The following is a 19,544-nucleotide window of genomic DNA, read 5'->3' on the forward strand; positions in this document are numbered from 1 at the left end:
AGAGGGAAATACATGACTTATTCTACTTTCCGTTTGGGCGCTAACGACGCAACGAAGGAACCTATGTTCCTCGGCCAGTCTGTCAACGTAGCACGCTACGATCAGCAAAAGTACCGTGACTTCGAAAAGCTGATTGAGAAACAACTCTCGTTCTTCTGGCGCCCTGAAGAAGTCGACATTACCACTGACCGCATCGACTTCAATACCAAGCTGCAAGAGCACGAACGCCATATTTTTCTGAGCAACCTGCGTTACCAGACGCTGTTGGATTCCGTTCAGGGTCGCAGTCCAAACGCAACACTACTGCCGCTGATCTCCATTCCTGAGCTGGAGACATGGGTTGAGACCTGGTCGTTCTCTGAGACGATTCACAGCCGCAGCTATACCCACATTATCCGCGGTATGGTGGATGACCCGAGCATCGTTTTCGACGGCATCGTCACGGACGAAGAGATCATCAGCCGGGCTGTAAGCATCTCAAGCGAATATGACAGACTGTACGAAATGACCTGCGCTCGCCAGCATCTTGGCGAAGACGAATTTGAACGGCTGTATGTCAGCGAGTTTGATGGCAAGCCCTACCCTCTCCAGCGCCAGCTGTTCCGAACACTGGTGTCGGTGAATGCACTGGAGGCGATTCGCTTCTACGTGAGCTTTGCGTGTACGTTCGCCTTTGGTGAGCGGAAGCTGCTGGAGGGCAACACAAAGATCATGCGCTTCATCGCGCGCGACGAGGCTCTGCATTGCGAAGGTACTGAACGCATGATCCGCTTTATGCGTACCGGTCGTGAAGGTCTGATGTGGAAGATGATTGCCGCAGAAGAAGAGAGCTTCATCTATCAGACCATGATGGACGTGGCCGGGCAGGAAATGCGCTGGGCTGACTATCTGTTTAAAGACGGCTCAATGATTGGCTTGAATGCCGACATCCTCAAAAGCTATGTGAAATACCGCACCAACCTGGCAATGCGTCGTCTTGGGCTGCGACCGCTGTTCCCGGAAATCAAAGACGATCCACTGGTATGGATGAACAAATGGCTGCTGTCAGACACACTGCAGATCGCTCCGCAGGAAGCTGAACAAAGCAACTACCTCGTCGGCCAGATTGACTCCGCCGTCGATCGCACCGGCCTGAGCCAGTTCGCAGACCTTTAAGCCGATTTTAACCACTTTGTGACCTGGCGCTGCTGGGTCACAATTGACGCATCAAATGAAGTCCAAAGGAAAGAAAGAAGACATGAAATTTACGAAACTGACCGATCATCTGAAACTTGCCGCAGACAAACTCGTGGGATTTAAGCCAGAGCCTTACGAGTTGAATCCTGGTTTTGGCAAGGCAACGGAAAGCATCTACTTGATGGTTGACCAGTTCCACACACTGTTTCAGCACCCACGCCGTGCCATTCCAGATCCGGCATTACTGCGTCTGCGTGCCAAGCTGATCCACGAAGAAGCTGTTACCGAGGGCATCCCGGCAGCCAAAAATGGGGATATGACGGCGCTGCTGGACGCGATGGCGGACTTCCTTTACGTGGGCGTCGGCACAATGGTGGCCATCAAAGGCGGCATCTCTACGGGCATGAGTTACTACACCCAAGAGCAGAGTGTTGATCGCTTCATCCACACCATCATGGTTCCGGGCAACACGGTCTTTGACGATATGGCCATCCCGTTTGAAGAAGCAAAAGAAGCTGCATTAATGCTGAATGCGCTGGCTGACAAACTCGAAGCGAAGCCGATAAGCGATTCCGAATTGGTGCAGGAGCTGCGCCGCGTGATGAACAAAATCTACGTTGCCTGCATGATGACCTACCGCCTGGCTGATTTTCTCGGTATCGATATTGTTGAGCTGGTGGCAGAAATCCACCGTTCCAACATGACCAAGCTGTGGCCGGCTGACGCCGAAGAGCGTCGTGTGGCGGTAGAGAATTGCAAATACGACAAGGAAGACCTGGGCTTCCGCCATGCTGAAGGGACTGACATGATGATTGGATTCAGAATTTCTGATGGCAAGATCCTCAAATCCCCAACCTACAGCGATGTGGATCTGACTCGCTTTGTTGAGAAGGCGAAATCCTCATCTCTTTACGAGATGGTAAAAAAATAATTGTAAGTATCCACTTATCATTATATATTGCCTGGGCGTGTTTTTATTGTCCAAGTTCTTAATTGCTCATTGCAATGGTGGCCTAAGAGCCACCATTTTTTTTACTCTCCTCCTAGCCTTACACACTTCTGATAGATAAACTTGTATAAAATAATATGTATGTACTTACCTATCTTGTGTGAGGTTGATTTTGTCTATCCTACTGAATCGAGACTTTACGAACGGTCAGTTTGCCAGTGGTTCGTATGCCAAAGTGGTTGAAACAGTGCTCAACACTGGCGTTCACGCGGGCGATCGCACCGGAACCGGCACAAAAAGTGTTTCTTATGTCCCTTCCTTCTACATGCTGACGGGCGGCTCTGTTCCACTTATCTCCGGAAAAGCCGTCAATCTGAAGCCGTTACTGGTTGAGCTGGAGTGGTATCTCAAAGGAACGGGCAACATCCAGTTCCTGAAAGACAATGGCGTCAAAATCTGGGATGCCTGGGCTGATGAAAATGGCGATTTAGGCCCGGTCTATGGCAAGCAATGGCGTCGGTGGGAAGACACCCGCATCGTGAGCCATAGCGAGTATTTGAGCAAAATCGACACGTTCCGTGAGCGCGGGTACAAGGTCGAGGGGTATCTGGGCGTAAGCGAAGATCGCGTTGTGTTGTCCCGTGAAATCGACCAGCTACAGCGTATCGTTCACACGCTTCGCACCAACCCGACAGATCGTCGCATCCTGCTGAATGCCTGGAATGTTGGCGAGCTGGAAGATATGAAGCTGCCGCCATGCCATTTCGTGTTCTCACTGTGGAGTCGTGAGCTGGACTTTGAGACCCGACTGACGATGGCCACCGACATTGGCATCCAGCACAACCGCCACGGCCACGAGTCCATTTACACCCAGATGCTGTGTCTTCTGGAAAGAGATGGCGGCGTTACAGAGAACCTGCTGGACGAGCTGGGCATCCCGAAACGAATCCTGAACTCATGCCTGGTGCAGCGCAGCGTCGATACCTTTGTTGGTATGCCGTTCAACATCGCCGGTTACGGCATTCTCTCCCACTTCCTAGCGAAGATCACCGGCCACATGGCTGGCGCATTCGTGCATTTTGGCTTTGACGTTCATCTCTACGACAACCACATGGAAGGCGTTGAGGAACTGATGAAGCGCGAGCCGCCCAAAGAGTCCGACCCTGTTGTCATCTTCCCGCATGAATGGGCCGAACTGGACGACTTCAAATGGGAAGGTGTGCAGGTGTGCGGCTACAGCCCTCTTCCGTGGATCAAGGTTCCAGTGGCGGTGTGATATGGCCAGAGGGATGTATGTGTTGTGTGAAATTGAAGGTGTGCTGGCGAGAGCCAGCCATCGCAAAGCAGTGTCTGATGCGGATGCAGGCGCTCTCATTGCCGGTGATGAACTCATCTTTCCCACCAGCCGCATGTTGCGTGGTTTTGCTCGCTCCGGTGCTGAAGTGGTGCTTATCAGTAGTCGTCAGGAAGCGCTTGAAGGCCCAACCAAACGCTGGCTGAAGGACTTCGGCATTGATTATGACTGGCTCCACCTGGTTCCGCGCGGTGTCAGTTTTGAAACCCATATCAAGCGCACGCTGGCAGAGCACAAAGGCGACTTACTTATCGCCGCACTGGTTCATGATCCGCGTCTGCGTTCTGCGCTGGCAGATTCTCACCAGCGACCAACCATCTATGAGGTAAGCCAATGAAGATGATTGCAGCTGTCGGCCGCAACTATGAAATCGGCATTGGCAACGAACTTCCCTGGCGTTGCCCGACCGATCTGAAACTGTTCAAACAACTCACCAAAAACGCCACTGTCGTGATGGGACGTAAGACGATGGAAAGTCTCAAGCGCCCGCTGCCAGAGCGCCATAACCTCGTTTTGACGCGCTCTCGTGGCTATACCCCCAATGGGTTCTACCCCGCTGGCATCGATGACGTTTTGAGACTACCAGATCCGGTCTGGGTGATTGGTGGCGGGCAGGTTTACTCGCTCTTTATGCCACACGTAGAAGAGATTTGGCTGTCGCATATTGGCGTGGATGTGCCGGGCGCGGATGCGTTCTTCCCGGCGCCAATGATGCGTTCTTTAGGGTTCGTACCAGTCGAAACGGCTTATACCCAACGTGCAAATGAGGATGAGCCTGGCTTTTTGCAGATCGTATACAGAAGGTCGTAATGGATTACCGGATTGGAATCACTGGCGCACAGGGCAGTGGAAAAACAACCCTGGCAAGGTACATCGATGCGCATTATGGCATTCCGTATGTGGATGCCGGCGTTGGCAAGCTGATGAGCAGTCTGGGGGTGAAGGTTGGCGAGCGTTTCCCTCTTTACGAACGTCTTCAGGTTCAGATGGAGATTGCCAGACACATCGAGATGATCACCCGCGGCGTTGAAGGTTTTGTTATCGACCGCACGCCAGCCGATGTCATGGCTTATACGCTTGACCTGGTCGGCCAGACCAACGAAGACCGCTGCATCGAGCTGGCTCTCGACATTGAGCAGTTTTGCCACAAAGCGGCCATTTCCAACTTCAATGCTATCGCGGGTCTTCGCCCGGGCGTTGAGCTTTCCAGCAAAGATCTCGCGCGTCCCCAGCGAGGATCGCTTGACCGTCTCTATGTTGCTCGCATCGATGCACTTATGTGCGGTGAGCTGACAAAAATCAACACGCTTCCCCAAACCGGCGATCTGCAGGTGTTCGTTATCTCTGAAAAGTGCCGCACGGTTGAAGCGCGAGCCAGATCGGTATTGCGAGTGCTGGACAGAGCCGCTGAAAACATCGAGCGCCGTATAACAGGACGAGTGACCTTCCACTGAATGTTGCTCCCCTGTTGGGCAGTGTGACAATAAGACACGCGAAATGAATCGAGGAAAAACAGAATGATAGACGAACTTCCCCTCTCGGATGAATTAGATCGTAAAGCGATTGAAGCACTGATCCGCATTGCTGACGAACAATCCCGCTCTTTGATGAGTGAACGTGAAGCACGTCTGGCTATCCGCGCAGTGTTTGAGTCCGTTCAAGGGCTTGTTGGGGAAGAGGTTGGCGAAGCCATCAATGTGGCGATGTCGCAGTTCAATGGCGGCACCAAGCGCCCTCTGTTTCCTATGCACCTCAAACTCTCAGGCGGTACGGTTCTGTTCGTATCCGTTTGCCTGGAGACCAATCAAATCCAGATCCTCAACACATCAACGGGCGAATGGCACGAGCCGGTCGTCTGCGAAAGTGGCGAGGACGCACTGAAAAAGGCTGCTCAGTTTGTGCGTGGCGCACTGCTGAAAGGCGCGAAGAAGCTGTAAGGAGTACCAATGACCACGATTGTCGGTGGCGTCGATATTGAGTCCACAGGGCTGGACTTCACATCCGGCCACAAAATTATCGAAATCGCGATAACCCGTTATGAACTGGAAACCCAGAAGCACATCGACAGCCTTGAGATGCGCTTCAACCCGCGTCGCAGTATCGATCCGAAGGCGCAGGCGGTGCATGGCATTTCACTGGAAGATCTGGCGACGGAACCGCTACTGGCTGACCACGCAGGCAAGATTGCTGCGTACATGGGCGCATGTAGCGCGTTAGTCGCCCATAACGGAGAGGCTTTTGACCTTCCGTTCATTCGCCACGAGTTCGGCAGTTATGGGGTGAAATTGCCAGATATCCCCCTCGTAGACTCTATGTTAGATGGGTTGTGGGCTACCGAAGATGGGAAGCGTCCACGCCTAGAAGAACTGGCGTTCTCATTAGGGTTCACATACGACTTGGAGAAAGCCCACAGTGCTCTCTACGATACTGAGCTGATGATGCAATGTTTTTTCAAAGCTCGGGAAAAATATGGTTTTTTCGATTTTTAATTTAATGAACGGTGCAATAAATTGCACCGTTTAACTTTTTAGAATGAAACTTTTGCCTTCAGTAACTTGGCTGCCATTTCAAAATCAATTTCTCCGGTTTTAGACTCTGTTGCGAGCTTGTACAGAACCAGAACGTATGTATCGCCTAGAACTTTTGTGATTGCACTTGCCGTTGTTGCAGATATTGCCCCTCCAACGAGGCTTCCTACACCAGATATCATCTTTAATAGCCCTGTGACAATTGTTCGTCCTACAAAAACTGCACCACCAGCACCTATTAAAGACGTTACCATTGTTGTTAATGCCGCTTTAGATACATCCATTCCAAAGGTGTAACTGATTTTTGCAATCATTGCGACTTGAATTGGCACTAAGGTAAATGCATCTGAAAATGGGACTGGGGTTGCTGCGGCCGCAGCTGCGAGGGCTGTTGCGGCAATAACTTCTTTACTGGCTTGTTCTTTTTTTATATCCAATGCTTTCTTATTTTTAATTGAAAGAGCATTGGAAAATGCCTTTTTTTGTGCTTCTGGAATAACCTCATACGATGTTTGGATTAAATCATCTATGCCTCTAACCTTTCTTTTCCCTATGATCTCATCTGGTTCATCTTCATCATAAATCGTTTCTTCAATCGCACGAGTCAGACATACGGAATGGCTATAGTTTTTAAATGCACCCTCAACCTCTTTCGCAAATTCATTATTTGTGAAATTGTTTGTTTTTGTTAGTACCACTATGACTGGTATTCCTTTATTTATCAGGAACTTAGCAATATCTAATTCAGCGTTTTCATAACGTTGACCAGTGTCATTAATACATAGCCAAGCGAGATGGACATAATTCTCTGATTTTTCACTATTGTTATTTTCATTTATATAGTTTTCAATTTTTAATCTTGTTTTATCATAATCCGCAACTTCAAGTCCCTGAGTATCAATGATTTGTAATGGGACGCCTTCTTTCTTAATTACTTTTATATTTTCTGTTACAGGGCGCCCTACTCCAGTTCTCGCAAAGTCTCCACGAAATACACTATTAATGAGAGAGCTTTTCCCTACACCAGTCTTTCCTATCACGATGATGTTAGCAACGGGCATATCTTTGACTGCATCGTTCAAAATGGCATTTACATCAATGTTCACATTAATCACTCCTTTAGCAGAAGCCTCTTATCATAGCTGCTGCTTTTACATTTGGAAAAACATATGAGATTTGTATGAAAAAAATCTTCAAAAGCGTGAGCTAAATCTCCTGTAATGACCTGAATTTATTTGTTTTTTGCCTGATAGGTTTTGCCAGAATACGCTCAACCAAAACGCGGAAACGCACCAACGAAAACATAAGGAGTTAAAAATGAGTGCAGTTACCAACACTGTTAAAAACGATGACCTGGATGAACTGACTGCAATGCTGCAATCTCTCGACGAACCAGTTCAGAAAGCTGCGAAAATGAGCGGTGTCGACGAGATCGACGATCTTCTCTCTGGTCTGGATGATGCAATCTCAAAACCAGTCGAGGCGGTGGCGGATGAAGTCATGAATGCCAGCTCTACCGGAGATCTGAGTAGCGTTCTGGAAGCGCTTGAGATTGAGCACGAATCAGTGAAGATTGAGGAACCAGAGCGTGATCTTATTGCGGAGATAGTGAACGAGCCAACGCCTGAACTTGACGCTCAAAGTACTGAGACTACCGATACAGATCCAACTCCTTTACCTTCAGTGGCGTCAGAGACTAAACCTGAAGAAGAGCAGCCAAAACGCCAGAAGGCAAAATCAGAGCGTGCTCCGGCCAAACCTCGCTTCACGCTGGAAGGTAAGGACGAATCGTTCTATGCGACAGCCGGTCTGGAACGTGAGAGCTTTACTGCCGCATTTGAAGGGGCGCCAGTCAAAGCGAAAGACAAGATCTTAAACCTGCTGAACTGGTTTAGTGGTGGCCCTGAAATCAGCGTCTACACGGTAATCGCAATGCGCCATATCCTTGACGCGAACACGGCGACCAGCAATAGCATTAAACTGGCGCTAATGAGCAACCCGGAGAAACCATACCCACTCAACACGGCTTCGACTCAGGCTGGCCAGATGATGGCTGTGTTTCCGGCCACTGGCATTGCCACCAGGGAAGGTGGAAATCTAACCCTTAATAAAGAGTCGCCGATCGTCAAAAAATTCATAGCGGAGTATTCCATTGGATGATGTTCCCCAACCCGATCTAAAGCCCCCTGAGAGATTTAGGATGCTGGGTAAGCTAATTGCATACCCAGCATCGATAAAACGCGCCAGAGAGCTTCCCGTTTGCGAATCTGGCGCGTTCTTCTTTGTTTGCTATCCGTTGGATTAAATGAAAAAATAGGTAAGTATTTACCTATCAGGGCAGAGTAATGATCGCAGCCGAAAAAATCAAAAAGCGAGAGCGTGATGCCTCTCTTCGCGACCTTTGGCGCACACCGCAGTGGTTGTTTGTCGCCATCCAACGTTACATAGGCGTAAAGTTCGATGTGGACGTCGCCTGCAACAAAGATAATGCTCTCCTGCCGAACTTTATCGGTGTTGAGCGTGATGCGCTCAAGTGCAGTTGGGGAGAACCTGGCACTGTGGCGTTCCTTAACCCGCCCTACTCCAAAATCACCCCCTGGATAGACGCAGCCATTCGCGAACAGGCGCATGGAGTGACGACGGTCATGCTGATACCACAATCCCTCGATACGCAGTGGTACGAGCGTGCGGCTGAATGCGCCAACGAAACCGTCATCTTGTCTGGCGGCCGCGTGGCGTTCGTTGAGCCGGATGTTGAACTTGGGCTGGTGGAGGTGAACATCAACCCTGGTGGCAGCATGTTGCTTATCTTCCGTGGCTACTGTCAGGAAGCTGGGCACACCATCAGCAAGATACCGCTGGCGGTGATGAAAAAGCTGGGTGGTTATGATCCTGCCAATGTTGTCAGGAAGAAGAGACCACGTAAAAAGGCAGCGTAAACACCAGCCTGGGAGTTAGTTTGAGAACCTGCTTCCGTATATATAAATAACTAAGTACTAATTATTAATATATACAGACGCAGGCTTTTTAAGACGTGATTTCCAAACAACTCCCAGACCGTTTTACACCTCCAGAACCCACTGGAACCCCTCTCCAGACGCTCTAGAATCGATTTTATGAACCACAGTAAGGAAAACTATCATGGTATACCCGACGAACGTCGTAGCGCTCGTTGAGAGCGATTTTCTGACCAAAGTACGCGACATGATGAAAGATCGCGATAAGGCTTTCAGTCTCTACGAATGGTCGCTCAAGTGCCTTCACTCAGGTGAGCACAAAGAGCTGGTCGAGCAGCTGTTAGGGGAACTCATCAATGAGGTGTTTGCCCTGAACGTCCAGCTTCATGGTCGAGAAAATAATCAATCGAAATAATCGGTAAGTACTTACCATTTAAAACGCAGATCGCCAGTGATAAAATCTACCCGCTTTCCGGATTGATTCCGGCAGCTCGACCTGATGGGTGGGGGATAGCGTCACTGGCGTCAGGTTTAAAAAAGCTCACTACCAGCGTAGAACCAGCACCGTTTAGGGGTTGGGGAAGGGGGAACCAAAGTGGGCAGAGAGAAGGGTCACTTTATGATTGTCGAGTCTGGAGTGTTTCGAGAGGTTGAATCCAGTACTCCCCTTCATAAAGTGTGGGAAGATCTCGGTTCTGGGGTGCTGTCATCCATAACTTCCCAAGCCTAAGCTGGCAGTAGACTTAGGTCATAACTTTTCAGGTTATGTAACGACCAGGTTGGTGAGGGAATTTTGTACTCACCTCCCTGGGAGAGTATTACCTGAAAAGACAACCTCTCACTTCGTTCGAGGTGAACTTCACTCACTTCGTTCGTTCAGTTCAGGTTTTATTAAAACCTGTTCTGGGAAGTAAGTTTTTCTTTTCTAGAAAAAATTTTAATATTTACGCACACGCGTGAGGGGAAAAATCGCCCATCGTAATGTCTTCAATGTGCCAAAAGCAGAAGCTGGTAATTCGTGTCTAATATACTTCACTTAACGTATATCCCAGCTCTGGTACAGAATATGCAAATTAAATACCCAAGAAGTGGCAGGCTGATTAACAAAGAACTCCTTCGATTATAGGATGATTTGTATCGGCACTCATCACACCATGTGCTCGATTCACGCCGCATAGTCAGTTGAATTTTGCTACTCTGTAAGAGGTGGTAAGCATTATCCAATACGGATTTAAATCAATGGAATAAATGATTATGAGTGAAAATGAAACAATCCCAAAGAAGTGTCACAGCCAGATTAACAAAGCTGTATTCTTTACATCTGCTTTGTTAATTTTTCTTCTTGTCGCTTTTGCCGCTGCATTCCCGGATGTTGCTGACAAAAATTTCAAACTACTTCAGCAACAAATCTTCACGAATGCAAGCTGGTTCTACATCCTTGCTGTGGCCCTGATTTTATTGAGTGTCACGTTTCTGGGACTCTCACGCTACGGTGATATCAAGCTGGGTCCGGACCATGCGCAACCTGATTTCAGCTATCACTCCTGGTTTGCGATGCTTTTTTCGGCAGGGATGGGGATCGGCCTGATGTTCTTTGGCGTTGCTGAACCGGTGATGCATTATCTCTCACCTCCCGTTGGCGCCCCAGAGACTGTTGCGGCAGCGAAGGAAGCAATGCGGCTGACCTTCTTCCACTGGGGTCTGCATGCCTGGGCAATCTATGCCATTGTAGCGCTGATTCTGGCCTTTTTCAGTTACCGCCACGGTCTACCTTTAACGCTGCGTTCTGCACTCTATCCCATTATTGGCGATCGCATATACGGACCTATAGGCCATGCGGTTGATATTTTTGCCGTTATAGGTACGGTCTTTGGCGTTGCAACATCGCTGGGTTACGGTGTTTTGCAGGTGAATGCCGGTTTGAACCACCTATTCGGGGTGCCCATTAATGAAACGGTGCAGGTCATTCTGATCGTGGCCATCACGGGGTTAGCGACGATTTCTGTGGTGACCGGCCTAGACAAGGGAATACGTATCCTGTCTGAGCTCAATTTGGGCCTCGCGTTGTTGCTCCTGGCGCTGGTCCTGTGTCTGGGGCCAACTGTGCTTCTGCTGAAGTCATTTGTGGAAAATACCGGCGGTTATCTTTCGGAACTGGTGAGTAAAACGTTCAATCTTTACGCATATGAACCTAAGTCGAGCAACTGGCTGGGGGGCTGGACATTACTGTACTGGGGATGGTGGCTTTCATGGTCGCCATTTGTGGGGATGTTTATCGCACGGGTCTCACGCGGCCGAACCATTCGCGAATTTGTCACCGGCGTGCTGTTTGTTCCGGCCGGCTTTACGCTCATGTGGATGACGGTGTTTGGTAACAGCGCAATCTATCTCATTATGAACCAGGGGGCGACCGATCTCGCCAATACCGTCCAACAGGATGTCTCGCTGGCCTTGTTCAATTTCCTGGAGCATTTCCCGTTCTCCTCCGTGCTGTCATTTATTGCAATGGCTATGGTCATCGTCTTCTTTGTCACATCTGCTGACTCGGGGGCAATGGTTGTAGATACTCTGGCATCAGGTGGGGTGGCAAACACACCCGTCTGGCAGCGAATCTTCTGGGCATCGCTCATGGGAGTTGTTGCAATTGCGCTTCTCCTTGCGGGAGGGCTGAGCGCGCTGCAAACGGTGACAATAGCAAGTGCATTACCCTTCTCCGTGATCTTGCTGATATCCATATACGGGCTGTTAAAAGCCCTGCGTCGAGATTTGACTAAGCGTGAAAGCCTGAGCATGGCGACTATTGCTCCTACGGCTGCACGTAACCCAATTCCCTGGCAGAGAAGGTTACGCAATATCGCGTATCTGCCGAAACGATCTCTTGTGAAACGTTTTATGGACGACATTATCCAGCCTGCCATGACGCTGGTTCAGGAAGAACTGAACAAGCAGGGGACGATAAGCCACATTAGTGACGCAGCCGACGATCGTATTCGTCTTGAAGTGGATTTGGGCAACGAGCTGAATTTTATATATGAAGTGAGGCTTCGCGGGTATAGCTCACCCACCTTCGCGCTCGCCGCAATGGATAATGATGAGCAGCAGACTGACCAACATCGATATTATCGCGCTGAGGTTTATCTCAAAGAAGGCGGTCAAAATTATGATGTGATGGGCTGGAATCAGGAACAGTTGATTAATGACATACTGGACCAGTACGAAAAACACCTGCACTTCCTGCACCTGGTTCGTTGATAGCAAAATGCCGTCCTAGGGGGCGGCAATTATTTATCCCGACCGCAATACGAGGGAATGCAGAATGATTTCACGCTGGCAATGGATTCTGAAGCAAACATTTAAGAAACTCTGGTTCAGAGCTACGTTATTCGCAATTGTCGCGATAATAACGGCTCTTTTATCTATTCTTTTTAAATCAATGATTCCTGAGTCGGTTTCAGTGAAGGTTGGTGCGGAAGCAGTTGATAACATTCTGAACATACTGGCATCGAGTATGCTGGCAGTGACCACATTTTCGCTGAGTATCATGGTCACAGCCTACGGTTCAGCCACTACTAATGTTACTCCCAGAGCAACGCGTTTAGTTGTGGAAGACGTAACCACACAAAATGTACTGGCCACCTTCATTGGTTCCTTTCTCTTCAGTCTGGTAGGAATTATTGCCCTCAATATGGGAGCCTACGGAGAAAGGGGAAGAGTCATTTTATTCATTGTCACACTCGTTGTCATTGCCCTCATCCTCATCACATTGCTTCGTTGGATACAGCATTTGACCTCTCTGGGGAGGGTCGGTGAGACAACAGCAAAAGTAGAACAGGCGGCCATCGAAACATTTATTGCGAGAGCCAGAAATCCCTGTCTCGGCGGATATCCATGGCTTGAGAGCTATGAACAGCCGAAAGGAACGGTTGCAGTTTATCCGAAGAAGATTGGCTATGTTGAATATATTGATATGGAGAAACTCAGCAAGCTGCTGGCCAATGATCCTCGTCATGTATACCTTGTGGCGCAACCAGGCAGTTTCATTCATCCGTCCATGCCAGCTTTGTACCTGAGTCAGGGCCAGGAGTCATCAATCTGCGCCGATTTACTTGAGACGATCATTGTCTCGGATGTGCGTTCATTTGCTCAGGATCCCCGATTTTGTCTTAGCGTCATGGCCGAAATAGCCTGCAGAGCCCTTTCACCCGCAGTGAACGATCCTGGAACCGCAATCGATGTCATTGGCAGAGGTGTTCGTATACTTTCTGCTTACGCGCAGAATAAGTCTCATGAAATTGAAGTGACCTATCCTTCAGTACACGTTGCGCCACTTCAGAACAACGATCTCCTGGAAGACTTTTTCTCACCTGTCGCACGCGATGGTGCCAGTATGAGAGAGATTCAGATAAGAGTGCTCAAAGGGCTATCTATGCTGAGTACGGGTTGGCCTGAGATGTTTGCTGATGCCGCGCACACTCTGGCAATTGAAACATTAGAGCATGCAAATCGCGCTGACCATATAGACTCCGATAGAGAATTCATAAAATCAATTTATTTTGATTTGTTTTTTGATGAAAACGCTAATAAGCAATCATAGTTGTGGAGCAAGCGATTTGGTTGCTAGCGAGACAAGAACAAAGCGTCTGCATGAGAATGGGCGTCTGCTTTGTATTAGAAGAGAACATACTGAGTCTTCATCACTTTTGCAGCAGGCTTTATCTCTACGTAAGACATCGCCTACAATCAAATATTTCGGTTTAATACCAGGAGAACACTAAATGTAGAAATTATGTCTACTCAGTTCGGAACAGACTACTGTTTTTTTATTCCGTAGCTGAGACCATCATATTTCCTCCAGCAAAGGAGATAAAAATGGAAAAATTATTTACCCCGTTTCAGACCGGTGATACTGACCTGGTAAACCGCGTCGTTATGGCCCCCATGACCCGCTCACGGGCAATGACTAGTGATACCGCTGATGAACTGACCGCAAAATATTATCAGCTGCGTGAATCCGTATGGGGCAAACCGGAGGTCGTCCGTGACGGGCTCAGGGATCTGGTTCGCCGCACGGGCGCAGATGAAATTATGGTGAACTCATGGCAAGGCACTCGTCTTTGCCGCTCTTCAGAAATAATGCTGAGTATTCTACCGGAAAGGCAAAAGGATCATTTACCAAAGATAATGACGAGAAAGTCATTGACGAAGCGGGGAAGGGGTTAAGTCATCAATCCATATCAAAATATCAGACGCCTGTTTACGCTATGCGGGCGTCCGCTTTTCGCTCAGAGCGGACCTTCTGCCCAATGAGCTAGTCCGCTACGCGCCATAAGCGGACAGGCTGTAGTACTAACTGCATTGTAGCTGCGAGATTTCACCATCGATGGCTTCTATAACCTGTTTATAGCGCAGCATGACCTCTTCATGAATCATCATTAATCCGCGGCCGTACTCTGTGGCTAGGATTGTGTATCTTTTCAGGTGTGCAAGATGCTCTTTGTTGCCAGTAATGTCACTGGCAACCTGCGTGGAGTCCAGCCTTTCGATAAGGGCATTATTACCGCGATAGGAATCAATTAGGCTTCTTGCGCTTGTATAAAAAGCCACAATTTTTGATAGTGTTTCTCTATGAACTTCAGGTAGAGATGCCGAGTTAGCTTCATAGAAAGTGAAGTAGTTTTGAGTAATGGGGAAAATGTTATCGAACGGTGAGTTCCGGTCGTATTGTTTGATTTCCTCTTCAATTCTGGCCTTATACAACTTAATCAGTGAGTCTATTTCCTCTCTGACACCCAATAGCGTTGTTATACGCTTCTCTCTGGCCGCTGTTGCCTGCTGTTTTGCCTGCTGTTTCACCTGAGCTGTCACTCCTTTCATCGTGAAACAGCCACCTAAAAGAGCCGCTAAAAATGCGGAGATGAGATCTGAATATTCGTGCCAGAAGGTTAGCATGGCTAAAATTCCATTGGGTTAAATTGTGTCTATTTAACCACATCATGATACGAAGATACCTTCCAAAATGTTGCCATGAACTCGTCTGTTGTCGTCTTGGGTATTAGCACCGTGCTCTCTCGTTATCTAGGGCTTGGTCCAATCCTCTCTCAAAGCAGATCTATTGAACGGCCTGCTCTGATCGCCGCCTACTCCGCAGCCGATATGCCTCACAAGCGTGACATTGGATTTTTGTCACAAAATGATAGGTAAGTATTTACCTATCATTTTAAATCAGGTATCTTACCGTTCGTCAGGATGACGAAGTACCGGTTAGGTACTGTTCTAGGATGGAACGCCAAAAGGCGGCTGGCTTGGCCAGCCGCAACTCTTTCTGACACTGAATGGAATCCAAATGGCACGTCAAACGCCTTTCACTTCTTTCAATAAACGTCCCCGTTCAATTCGCCTGGTTCTGGCCGAGCTGTTTAGCGGTTGTGTTTCTGCACGCCTTGCGGAACTGGAAGAACGAGTGTTTGAGCTGGAGAAGCGCATTGATGCGCAAGCTACCGCCATAGCAAATCTGGGCGCGACAGTAGGCATGGAGAAGGTGCGTGATTCCGTCGCCTCTCGTGTGTTGCGTGAATCCCAGGCACACAAGGACAGTTCTCATGGAAAATTTTCAACGAAATCGACTGAAGCCAATGGCCTACGGAGTAATTTTAGCAACCCTGGCAGCGGTAGCCGTACCAGCCGGTCAGAGTCTGTTGATACCGGACACAACTACTTCCACTACAACCCTGCAGACGACACCACTGCCAGAACGACCCCCTGTCTCTCTGGATGGGATGCTGCTGGACACGATTCCAGCTCGACCTGCAACTCCGGATCTTCCTTCTGCTGTGACTGAGGCTATTGCATGAAATGGAGCTTCCAGAAAGTCATCGAGATGATTGTTGGCTTCGCCATTTTTCTGCTTGGTGGCTGGATCATGAATCTGGTGAAACTCGTGAACGGTGGCGATCTTCAGTTTGATGCCGGAATGACACTTGCGCGTGTCGTGGGAATTTTCGTTGTTCCGGTGGGTAGCATTCTCGGATTTTTTTAACAATGAAGACCTTCAGCGTGGGCGTCCGCCTTTACGTAGCGTTTGCCCACCTTTTCAGTCACGCCATAATAACGCCATCTAGAAAACAACTTGTTTAAAAACATAAGGAAAAAACACATGTGCGAAAAATGCAAAAAAACTAATGCCAAAGTTGAAAGCGTGATTAAAAAAGTTGGTGCGGCCGAACTGGTTGAGATCATGGGTCTTGTGGTTGGTCACGAAGACTACGCCTCCCCTATCGACCGCCTTTTCAGCGCTCTCAAGTTCTCTAGCATGATTGATGATCCTATTGAAATTGTGATGCTGGCGCGTCATTTCGGCGAAGCGTATCTGGAAGAGAAAGAACGCGCCGACAAACTTCAGGCAACTCTGGAAATGGTAAGCAAGCCGAAGTGCTCACCGGATTCAGTCAAGGCAGATGAAACCAACGCCAGCAAAGATCGTGAAATCGCCGGGCTGAAGTCTTCTCTGGCGATGTTGCTGGCCGCCTTCAAACTGATGTCTTCCCAGGCTGGGTTCAAAATGCCTGAGCTGAACAGCGACGATCCGATGGCCGTTCGCCAGCTGCTGGGGGCAATGGCCGACCAGCTTGACGACACCAAGAGCCGTCTTGAAGACATGATGCGCGAGCTGACCCATCGCCACGACCTGAACAAACAGCCGCACAAAACGCAGCATGTACACCACTAATTACTCACCTGCCGACAGGGGGCGAAAGCCCCCTTTTTTACGCCTTAAATCAGCTGCAACGCCTGTGAATGCTGCTTTTACGCCTTTTCAACTTTGGGAAAATAACACCAACAAGAAAACAATTTGTTTAATGGTGCAATCATGAATACAGCCCTTTCCATCATTGACGCTATCGCCCCAAACACTGATATCGACTACCGGCAGGAAATGAACGTCATCCACGAAATTGTGGCCGAGTGCGAGAAAGAGATCGCATTCATGCATCAGGTTCACGACTTCGTTTATGGCGACGAACGCCACAACATGATTAACCGCCTGCTGCGACTCAACCACCGGCCGGATGACGAGCGCACACGCTTTAACAGAGCCTGGCTGGACAAAGTCGACCTGGAATGGGTGAAACAGAATATCTGGGCCGAGTACTGGAAGAAGGTCACGGATATGACAAACGTTCTGCTAATCATGCCAGCTTCCCGCCGCGACGAGTGGCGCGAGCAGTTCATCGAGGGCAAGCAGGAAACCATCAGGACTGACAGAACCGGCTACCAGATGAAGGTTAAGGAGTTCGTTGGCGTGCCGGAGTTCAAAGCAGAAACGGTCATCCCCACGATGCTCAATCTGCTGAATGACAGGCACAAATATCTCTCTGAGCGCGTGTATGGCTTGTTTAAGGCGCTGAGTCCTGCCCACAAGACCAATAAGACGAACGGCTTTAGTGAGCGTCTGATCATCGCCAACTGCATTTCCGAGTTCTGGCGGGACAGCGTCAGCGTGAACTACCGGAAAGAGGACTACATCGACGACCTGCGCGTCATGCTTCATTTCTTCGCGCACAAAGAGTTCATCACCATCAACCGCACAACTGAGATGCTATCAGCTGCGTACCGGGCAAACGACTGCCAGACCGGTGACTGGATGAATGTCGACGGAAACCTGATGCGCGTGAAGATGTTCAAGAATGGCAACGTTCACTTTGAAATACATCCTGACGTGGCCTGGAAGCTGAATGAGGTGCTGGCTTACAGTATGCCTGCAGCAATCCCGGCGCCATGCCGGACTGCACCCAAAACACGGGCACCAAAAGAGTTCGGGTTAATCCAGAAGACGATCTCCGAGCCGGTTCGTGCCGCGCTGCGCGACGGGCGATTCAGCAAAGACAAAGGCGTCTGGTACTTCTCTGATTCCAACCTCCAGAAGTCGCAGGTGGAAGAGCTTGAGCGCACACTGAACTTCATTGGCGGCGTACAGGAGAAAAAGCACTGGCAGTTCCCGTATGAGATCGGCCATACGCTCAATACGATTGTGGCCACCGGATTAAGACCGGATACAAAATCACACCAGTTCTACCCTACTCCGCGTTTGATAGCGGAGTACGTTGCCAGAGCCATCGAGCTAAAGCCAGGTGAGAAGCTGCTGGAGCCTGAAGCCGGGCGCGGAGACCTGCTGGCCTGTATCGACGTCAATCCGGAAGACGTTACCTGCATAGAAGTCGCACCTCTCTTCGCTGATATCCTGCTTGGCAAGGGGTACACAAATACGGTCTGCTGCGACTTCATGAAGTGGTCTGAGGACAACGCAGGCTATCAGTTCGACAAAATCGTCATGAACCCGCCCTACTCTCTTGGCCGTCACAGAGAGCATACGCTGGCCGCGCTGGAGCATCTTAAAGTCGGCGGGCGACTGGTGGCAGTACTGCCGGGTGATGCGCCAGTTCTGAACTGGATGACGCTGGATAATTACGTTTATGCCAAAGGGAAGTCGTTTACTGACGAGTTTGAAGACACCGGAATCACTGTCAGCGTATACGTTTTCAAACGCGTAAAATGATAGGTAAATACTTACCTAATTTATGTAAGAATAGAGCCACTTTATCAGAGGTAAACACATGAGCGAAAAATCGAGAATTACATTCGCCAGCGTTGATCAGGCGAAGCTGCCATTTAATTTAGTGCTACAGGGGAACGCAGGAACGCCTGCCGGAACCATCAAAATCGACAAGGCGCTTGTGACGTTCGAAGGTAACTTTGATGAATCGGCGCAGATTTTTATCGATCATCTGGCACGCCGTTGGAGCCAGCAGTGGAGAGACCTTGAGAAACGCGCCAATGAGTTTGACCGGTTCATGGACGCAATGGACACAGCAAAAGAGGCTCTGGCTGCTGGCACTCCGTTAGATCTGGAGTCGCTTTTCAAAGGAGAAATGGCCTCTGCGATGTTCGCCACCATGTTCGCAGGTGAGTTCGTCCGCGGCGGCGCCAGAAACTACCTGGAGCTGGGGTACAACGTTCCTGAAATGGGCGAGTTTACCGTCACCATCCAGCGCAAAGAAGGTAAGACGCCAAGCGAACGCGTCGCTGAACTTGAGGCCGTTGTGGATCAGCGTAACGGCGAGTGCGTCCGTTTGATTAACGAACGTGATGCGCTGCGCGAAGAGCAGCTAACCAAAGGCTCGAACACACGCGCGGCCGCAGACATCTACTTCCAGTTGGTTGAAGAATGCCAGATCCCGCCAGGCGGCTCTTTGGTCGAGTACGTTCGCGAATTGCAGGAGAAAGCAGAGAGGTGCGCGGCATGAATGACCTGCTTGTCGAGCGAGTCTCCGCTTTTGTTAAGTCTCCGCTTGATAATCCCCTCACCCGTGGCGAGCAGATGGAGCTGGCAAGGTGGTTTTTGCATATCCATGAGCAGATGGAAGTTTTTAAACAGTTGCCGGATCTGCCCATTACAGACGGCCATGTTCAGCAGGTGATTAACAGCCACGAAAAAGGCTGGGCGATGATTGTGCCGTGCAAAATTACCTACGAGCTGGCTAAGGAAGTGCAGGCTAACAGAGTAAGGAGTAAGGAAGAGTAAC

At 49.4% G+C, this 19,544-nt stretch carries 21 protein-coding genes and 1 pseudogene; 20 read left to right on the plus strand and 2 right to left on the minus strand.

Annotated features, from left to right (window positions below; genetic code table 11):
• Positions 1-12: 12 nt before the first annotated feature.
• From nrdB to O6D90_RS25155, 8 genes are all read left to right on the plus strand, one after another.
• Positions 13-1,155 carry a class Ia ribonucleoside-diphosphate reductase subunit beta gene (gene nrdB, locus O6D90_RS25120; protein ID WP_040110278.1) on the plus strand — a complete coding sequence of 381 codons (1,143 nt, stop codon included), beginning with the start codon at positions 13-15 and terminating at the stop codon, positions 1,153-1,155.
• Positions 1,156-1,237: 82 nt separating this feature from the next.
• Entirely contained in the window at positions 1,238-2,107 is an 870-nt protein-coding gene (locus tag O6D90_RS25125; protein WP_047722242.1) for a phosphoribosyl-ATP pyrophosphohydrolase family protein, read from the plus strand.
• Positions 2,108-2,297: 190 nt separating this feature from the next.
• Positions 2,298-3,401, plus strand: coding sequence for a thymidylate synthase (locus O6D90_RS25130; RefSeq protein ID WP_047722243.1), 1,104 nt, complete (start codon positions 2,298-2,300; stop codon positions 3,399-3,401).
• Positions 3,402-3,420: 19 nt separating this feature from the next.
• Positions 3,421-3,816 (plus strand): hypothetical protein, encoded by a 396-nt coding sequence (locus O6D90_RS25135; protein WP_192841979.1) that lies wholly within the window; start codon positions 3,421-3,423, stop codon positions 3,814-3,816.
• On the plus strand, positions 3,813-4,289 hold the full coding sequence (gene dfrA51 / locus O6D90_RS25140; RefSeq protein ID WP_060570063.1) for a trimethoprim-resistant dihydrofolate reductase DfrA51: 477 nt from the start codon (positions 3,813-3,815) through the stop codon (positions 4,287-4,289). Before O6D90_RS25135 ends, dfrA51 begins: the two co-directional genes overlap by 4 nt.
• Entirely contained in the window at positions 4,289-4,933 is a 645-nt protein-coding gene (locus O6D90_RS25145) for an AAA family ATPase (protein WP_047722246.1), read from the plus strand. The genes dfrA51 and O6D90_RS25145 overlap by 1 nt, the downstream gene beginning before the upstream one ends.
• Positions 4,934-4,996: 63 nt before the next feature.
• Complete coding sequence (locus O6D90_RS25150; RefSeq protein ID WP_060570064.1) at positions 4,997-5,416, plus strand: hypothetical protein; 420 nt, start codon at positions 4,997-4,999, stop codon at positions 5,414-5,416.
• A gap of 9 nt (positions 5,417-5,425) precedes the next feature.
• Positions 5,426-5,968: a 3'-5' exonuclease gene (locus O6D90_RS25155; protein ID WP_270956667.1), complete on the plus strand. Its 543-nt coding sequence runs from the start codon at positions 5,426-5,428 to the stop codon at positions 5,966-5,968.
• 38 nt (positions 5,969-6,006) lie between these two features.
• Here the strand turns inward: O6D90_RS25155 and O6D90_RS25160 are convergent, their stop codons facing one another.
• Positions 6,007-7,113 (minus strand): YcjF family protein, encoded by a 1,107-nt coding sequence (locus O6D90_RS25160; protein ID WP_270956668.1) that lies wholly within the window; start codon positions 7,111-7,113, stop codon positions 6,007-6,009.
• A gap of 211 nt (positions 7,114-7,324) precedes the next feature.
• On the opposite strand from O6D90_RS25160, the gene O6D90_RS25165 reads away from it, so the two are divergent.
• The 6 genes and pseudogenes from O6D90_RS25165 to O6D90_RS26270 all read left to right on the plus strand — a co-directional run.
• Positions 7,325-8,167, plus strand: a complete 843-nt coding sequence (locus O6D90_RS25165; RefSeq protein ID WP_270956669.1) for a hypothetical protein — start codon at positions 7,325-7,327, stop codon at positions 8,165-8,167.
• A 185-nt stretch (positions 8,168-8,352) separates the two neighbouring features.
• A complete protein-coding gene (locus O6D90_RS25170; RefSeq protein WP_270956670.1) occupies positions 8,353-8,946 on the plus strand; it encodes a phage N-6-adenine-methyltransferase in 594 nt (197 codons plus the stop codon).
• A gap of 202 nt (positions 8,947-9,148) precedes the next feature.
• Entirely contained in the window at positions 9,149-9,379 is a 231-nt protein-coding gene (locus tag O6D90_RS25175) for a hypothetical protein (protein WP_058671987.1), read from the plus strand.
• 839 nt (positions 9,380-10,218) lie between these two features.
• Positions 10,219-12,216: a BCCT family transporter gene (locus O6D90_RS25180; protein ID WP_032939120.1), complete on the plus strand. Its 1,998-nt coding sequence runs from the start codon at positions 10,219-10,221 to the stop codon at positions 12,214-12,216.
• Between the two features lie 64 nt (positions 12,217-12,280).
• Positions 12,281-13,558: a DUF2254 domain-containing protein gene (locus O6D90_RS25185; RefSeq protein WP_003036928.1), complete on the plus strand. Its 1,278-nt coding sequence runs from the start codon at positions 12,281-12,283 to the stop codon at positions 13,556-13,558.
• Positions 13,559-13,833: 275 nt separating this feature from the next.
• A pseudogene (locus O6D90_RS26270) lies at positions 13,834-13,977 on the plus strand (morphinone reductase); the annotation flags it as partial.
• A 333-nt stretch (positions 13,978-14,310) separates the two neighbouring features.
• Here the strand turns inward: O6D90_RS26270 and O6D90_RS25195 are convergent.
• A complete protein-coding gene (locus O6D90_RS25195) occupies positions 14,311-14,913 on the minus strand; it encodes a hypothetical protein (protein WP_052768126.1) in 603 nt (200 codons plus the stop codon).
• A 394-nt stretch (positions 14,914-15,307) separates the two neighbouring features.
• On the opposite strand from O6D90_RS25195, the gene O6D90_RS25200 reads away from it, so the two are divergent.
• The 6 genes from O6D90_RS25200 to O6D90_RS25225 all read left to right on the plus strand — a co-directional run bounded on the left by O6D90_RS25200 (position 15,308) and on the right by O6D90_RS25225 (position 19,543).
• The gene (locus tag O6D90_RS25200) at positions 15,308-15,802 is read left to right on the plus strand and encodes a hypothetical protein (RefSeq protein ID WP_047055014.1); all 495 of its coding nucleotides are present in this window, start codon (positions 15,308-15,310) and stop codon (positions 15,800-15,802) included.
• Between the two features lie 9 nt (positions 15,803-15,811).
• Positions 15,812-16,000 (plus strand): hypothetical protein, encoded by a 189-nt coding sequence (locus O6D90_RS25205; RefSeq protein WP_047055012.1) that lies wholly within the window; start codon positions 15,812-15,814, stop codon positions 15,998-16,000.
• Between the two features lie 117 nt (positions 16,001-16,117).
• Positions 16,118-16,690: a hypothetical protein gene (locus O6D90_RS25210; RefSeq protein WP_270956671.1), complete on the plus strand. Its 573-nt coding sequence runs from the start codon at positions 16,118-16,120 to the stop codon at positions 16,688-16,690.
• 141 nt (positions 16,691-16,831) lie between these two features.
• Entirely contained in the window at positions 16,832-18,517 is a 1,686-nt protein-coding gene (locus O6D90_RS25215) for a DUF4942 domain-containing protein (protein WP_060455570.1), read from the plus strand.
• Positions 18,518-18,575: 58 nt separating this feature from the next.
• Positions 18,576-19,265 carry a hypothetical protein gene (locus tag O6D90_RS25220; protein WP_270956672.1) on the plus strand — a complete coding sequence of 230 codons (690 nt, stop codon included), beginning with the start codon at positions 18,576-18,578 and terminating at the stop codon, positions 19,263-19,265.
• Positions 19,262-19,543, plus strand: a complete 282-nt coding sequence (locus tag O6D90_RS25225; protein ID WP_060453912.1) for a hypothetical protein — start codon at positions 19,262-19,264, stop codon at positions 19,541-19,543. Before O6D90_RS25220 ends, O6D90_RS25225 begins: the two co-directional genes overlap by 4 nt.
• Position 19,544 lies beyond the last annotated feature (1 nt).

Source organism: Citrobacter sp. 21OH12SH02A-Citro (assembly GCF_027919895.1).
Lineage (GTDB): Bacteria > Pseudomonadota > Gammaproteobacteria > Enterobacterales > Enterobacteriaceae > Citrobacter > Citrobacter braakii.

Excerpts from the sequence above, each read along its gene's own strand:
- O6D90_RS25210 (WP_270956671.1), top strand. The coding sequence starts at position 16,118 with ATGTGCGAAAAATGCAAAAAAACTAATGCCAAAGTTGAAAGCGTGATT.
- O6D90_RS25215 (WP_060455570.1), top strand. The coding sequence starts at position 16,832 with ATGAATACAGCCCTTTCCATCATTGACGCTATCGCCCCAAACACTGAT.
- O6D90_RS25150 (WP_060570064.1), top strand. The coding sequence starts at position 4,997 with ATGATAGACGAACTTCCCCTCTCGGATGAATTAGATCGTAAAGCGATT.
- O6D90_RS25145 (WP_047722246.1), top strand. The coding sequence starts at position 4,289 with ATGGATTACCGGATTGGAATCACTGGCGCACAGGGCAGTGGAAAAACA.
- O6D90_RS25125 (WP_047722242.1), top strand. The coding sequence starts at position 1,238 with ATGAAATTTACGAAACTGACCGATCATCTGAAACTTGCCGCAGACAAA.
- O6D90_RS25220 (WP_270956672.1), top strand. The coding sequence starts at position 18,576 with ATGAGCGAAAAATCGAGAATTACATTCGCCAGCGTTGATCAGGCGAAG.
- O6D90_RS25205 (WP_047055012.1), top strand. The coding sequence starts at position 15,812 with ATGAAATGGAGCTTCCAGAAAGTCATCGAGATGATTGTTGGCTTCGCC.
- O6D90_RS25180 (WP_032939120.1), top strand. The coding sequence starts at position 10,219 with ATGAGTGAAAATGAAACAATCCCAAAGAAGTGTCACAGCCAGATTAAC.
- O6D90_RS25155 (WP_270956667.1), top strand. The coding sequence starts at position 5,426 with ATGACCACGATTGTCGGTGGCGTCGATATTGAGTCCACAGGGCTGGAC.
- O6D90_RS25185 (WP_003036928.1), top strand. The coding sequence starts at position 12,281 with ATGATTTCACGCTGGCAATGGATTCTGAAGCAAACATTTAAGAAACTC.
- O6D90_RS25175 (WP_058671987.1), top strand. The coding sequence starts at position 9,149 with ATGGTATACCCGACGAACGTCGTAGCGCTCGTTGAGAGCGATTTTCTG.
- O6D90_RS25195 (WP_052768126.1), bottom strand. The coding sequence starts at position 14,913 with ATGCTAACCTTCTGGCACGAATATTCAGATCTCATCTCCGCATTTTTA.
- O6D90_RS25170 (WP_270956670.1), top strand. The coding sequence starts at position 8,353 with ATGATCGCAGCCGAAAAAATCAAAAAGCGAGAGCGTGATGCCTCTCTT.
- O6D90_RS25225 (WP_060453912.1), top strand. The coding sequence starts at position 19,262 with ATGAATGACCTGCTTGTCGAGCGAGTCTCCGCTTTTGTTAAGTCTCCG.
- O6D90_RS25200 (WP_047055014.1), top strand. The coding sequence starts at position 15,308 with ATGGCACGTCAAACGCCTTTCACTTCTTTCAATAAACGTCCCCGTTCA.
- nrdB (WP_040110278.1), top strand. The coding sequence starts at position 13 with ATGACTTATTCTACTTTCCGTTTGGGCGCTAACGACGCAACGAAGGAA.
- dfrA51 (WP_060570063.1), top strand. The coding sequence starts at position 3,813 with ATGAAGATGATTGCAGCTGTCGGCCGCAACTATGAAATCGGCATTGGC.
- O6D90_RS25165 (WP_270956669.1), top strand. The coding sequence starts at position 7,325 with ATGAGTGCAGTTACCAACACTGTTAAAAACGATGACCTGGATGAACTG.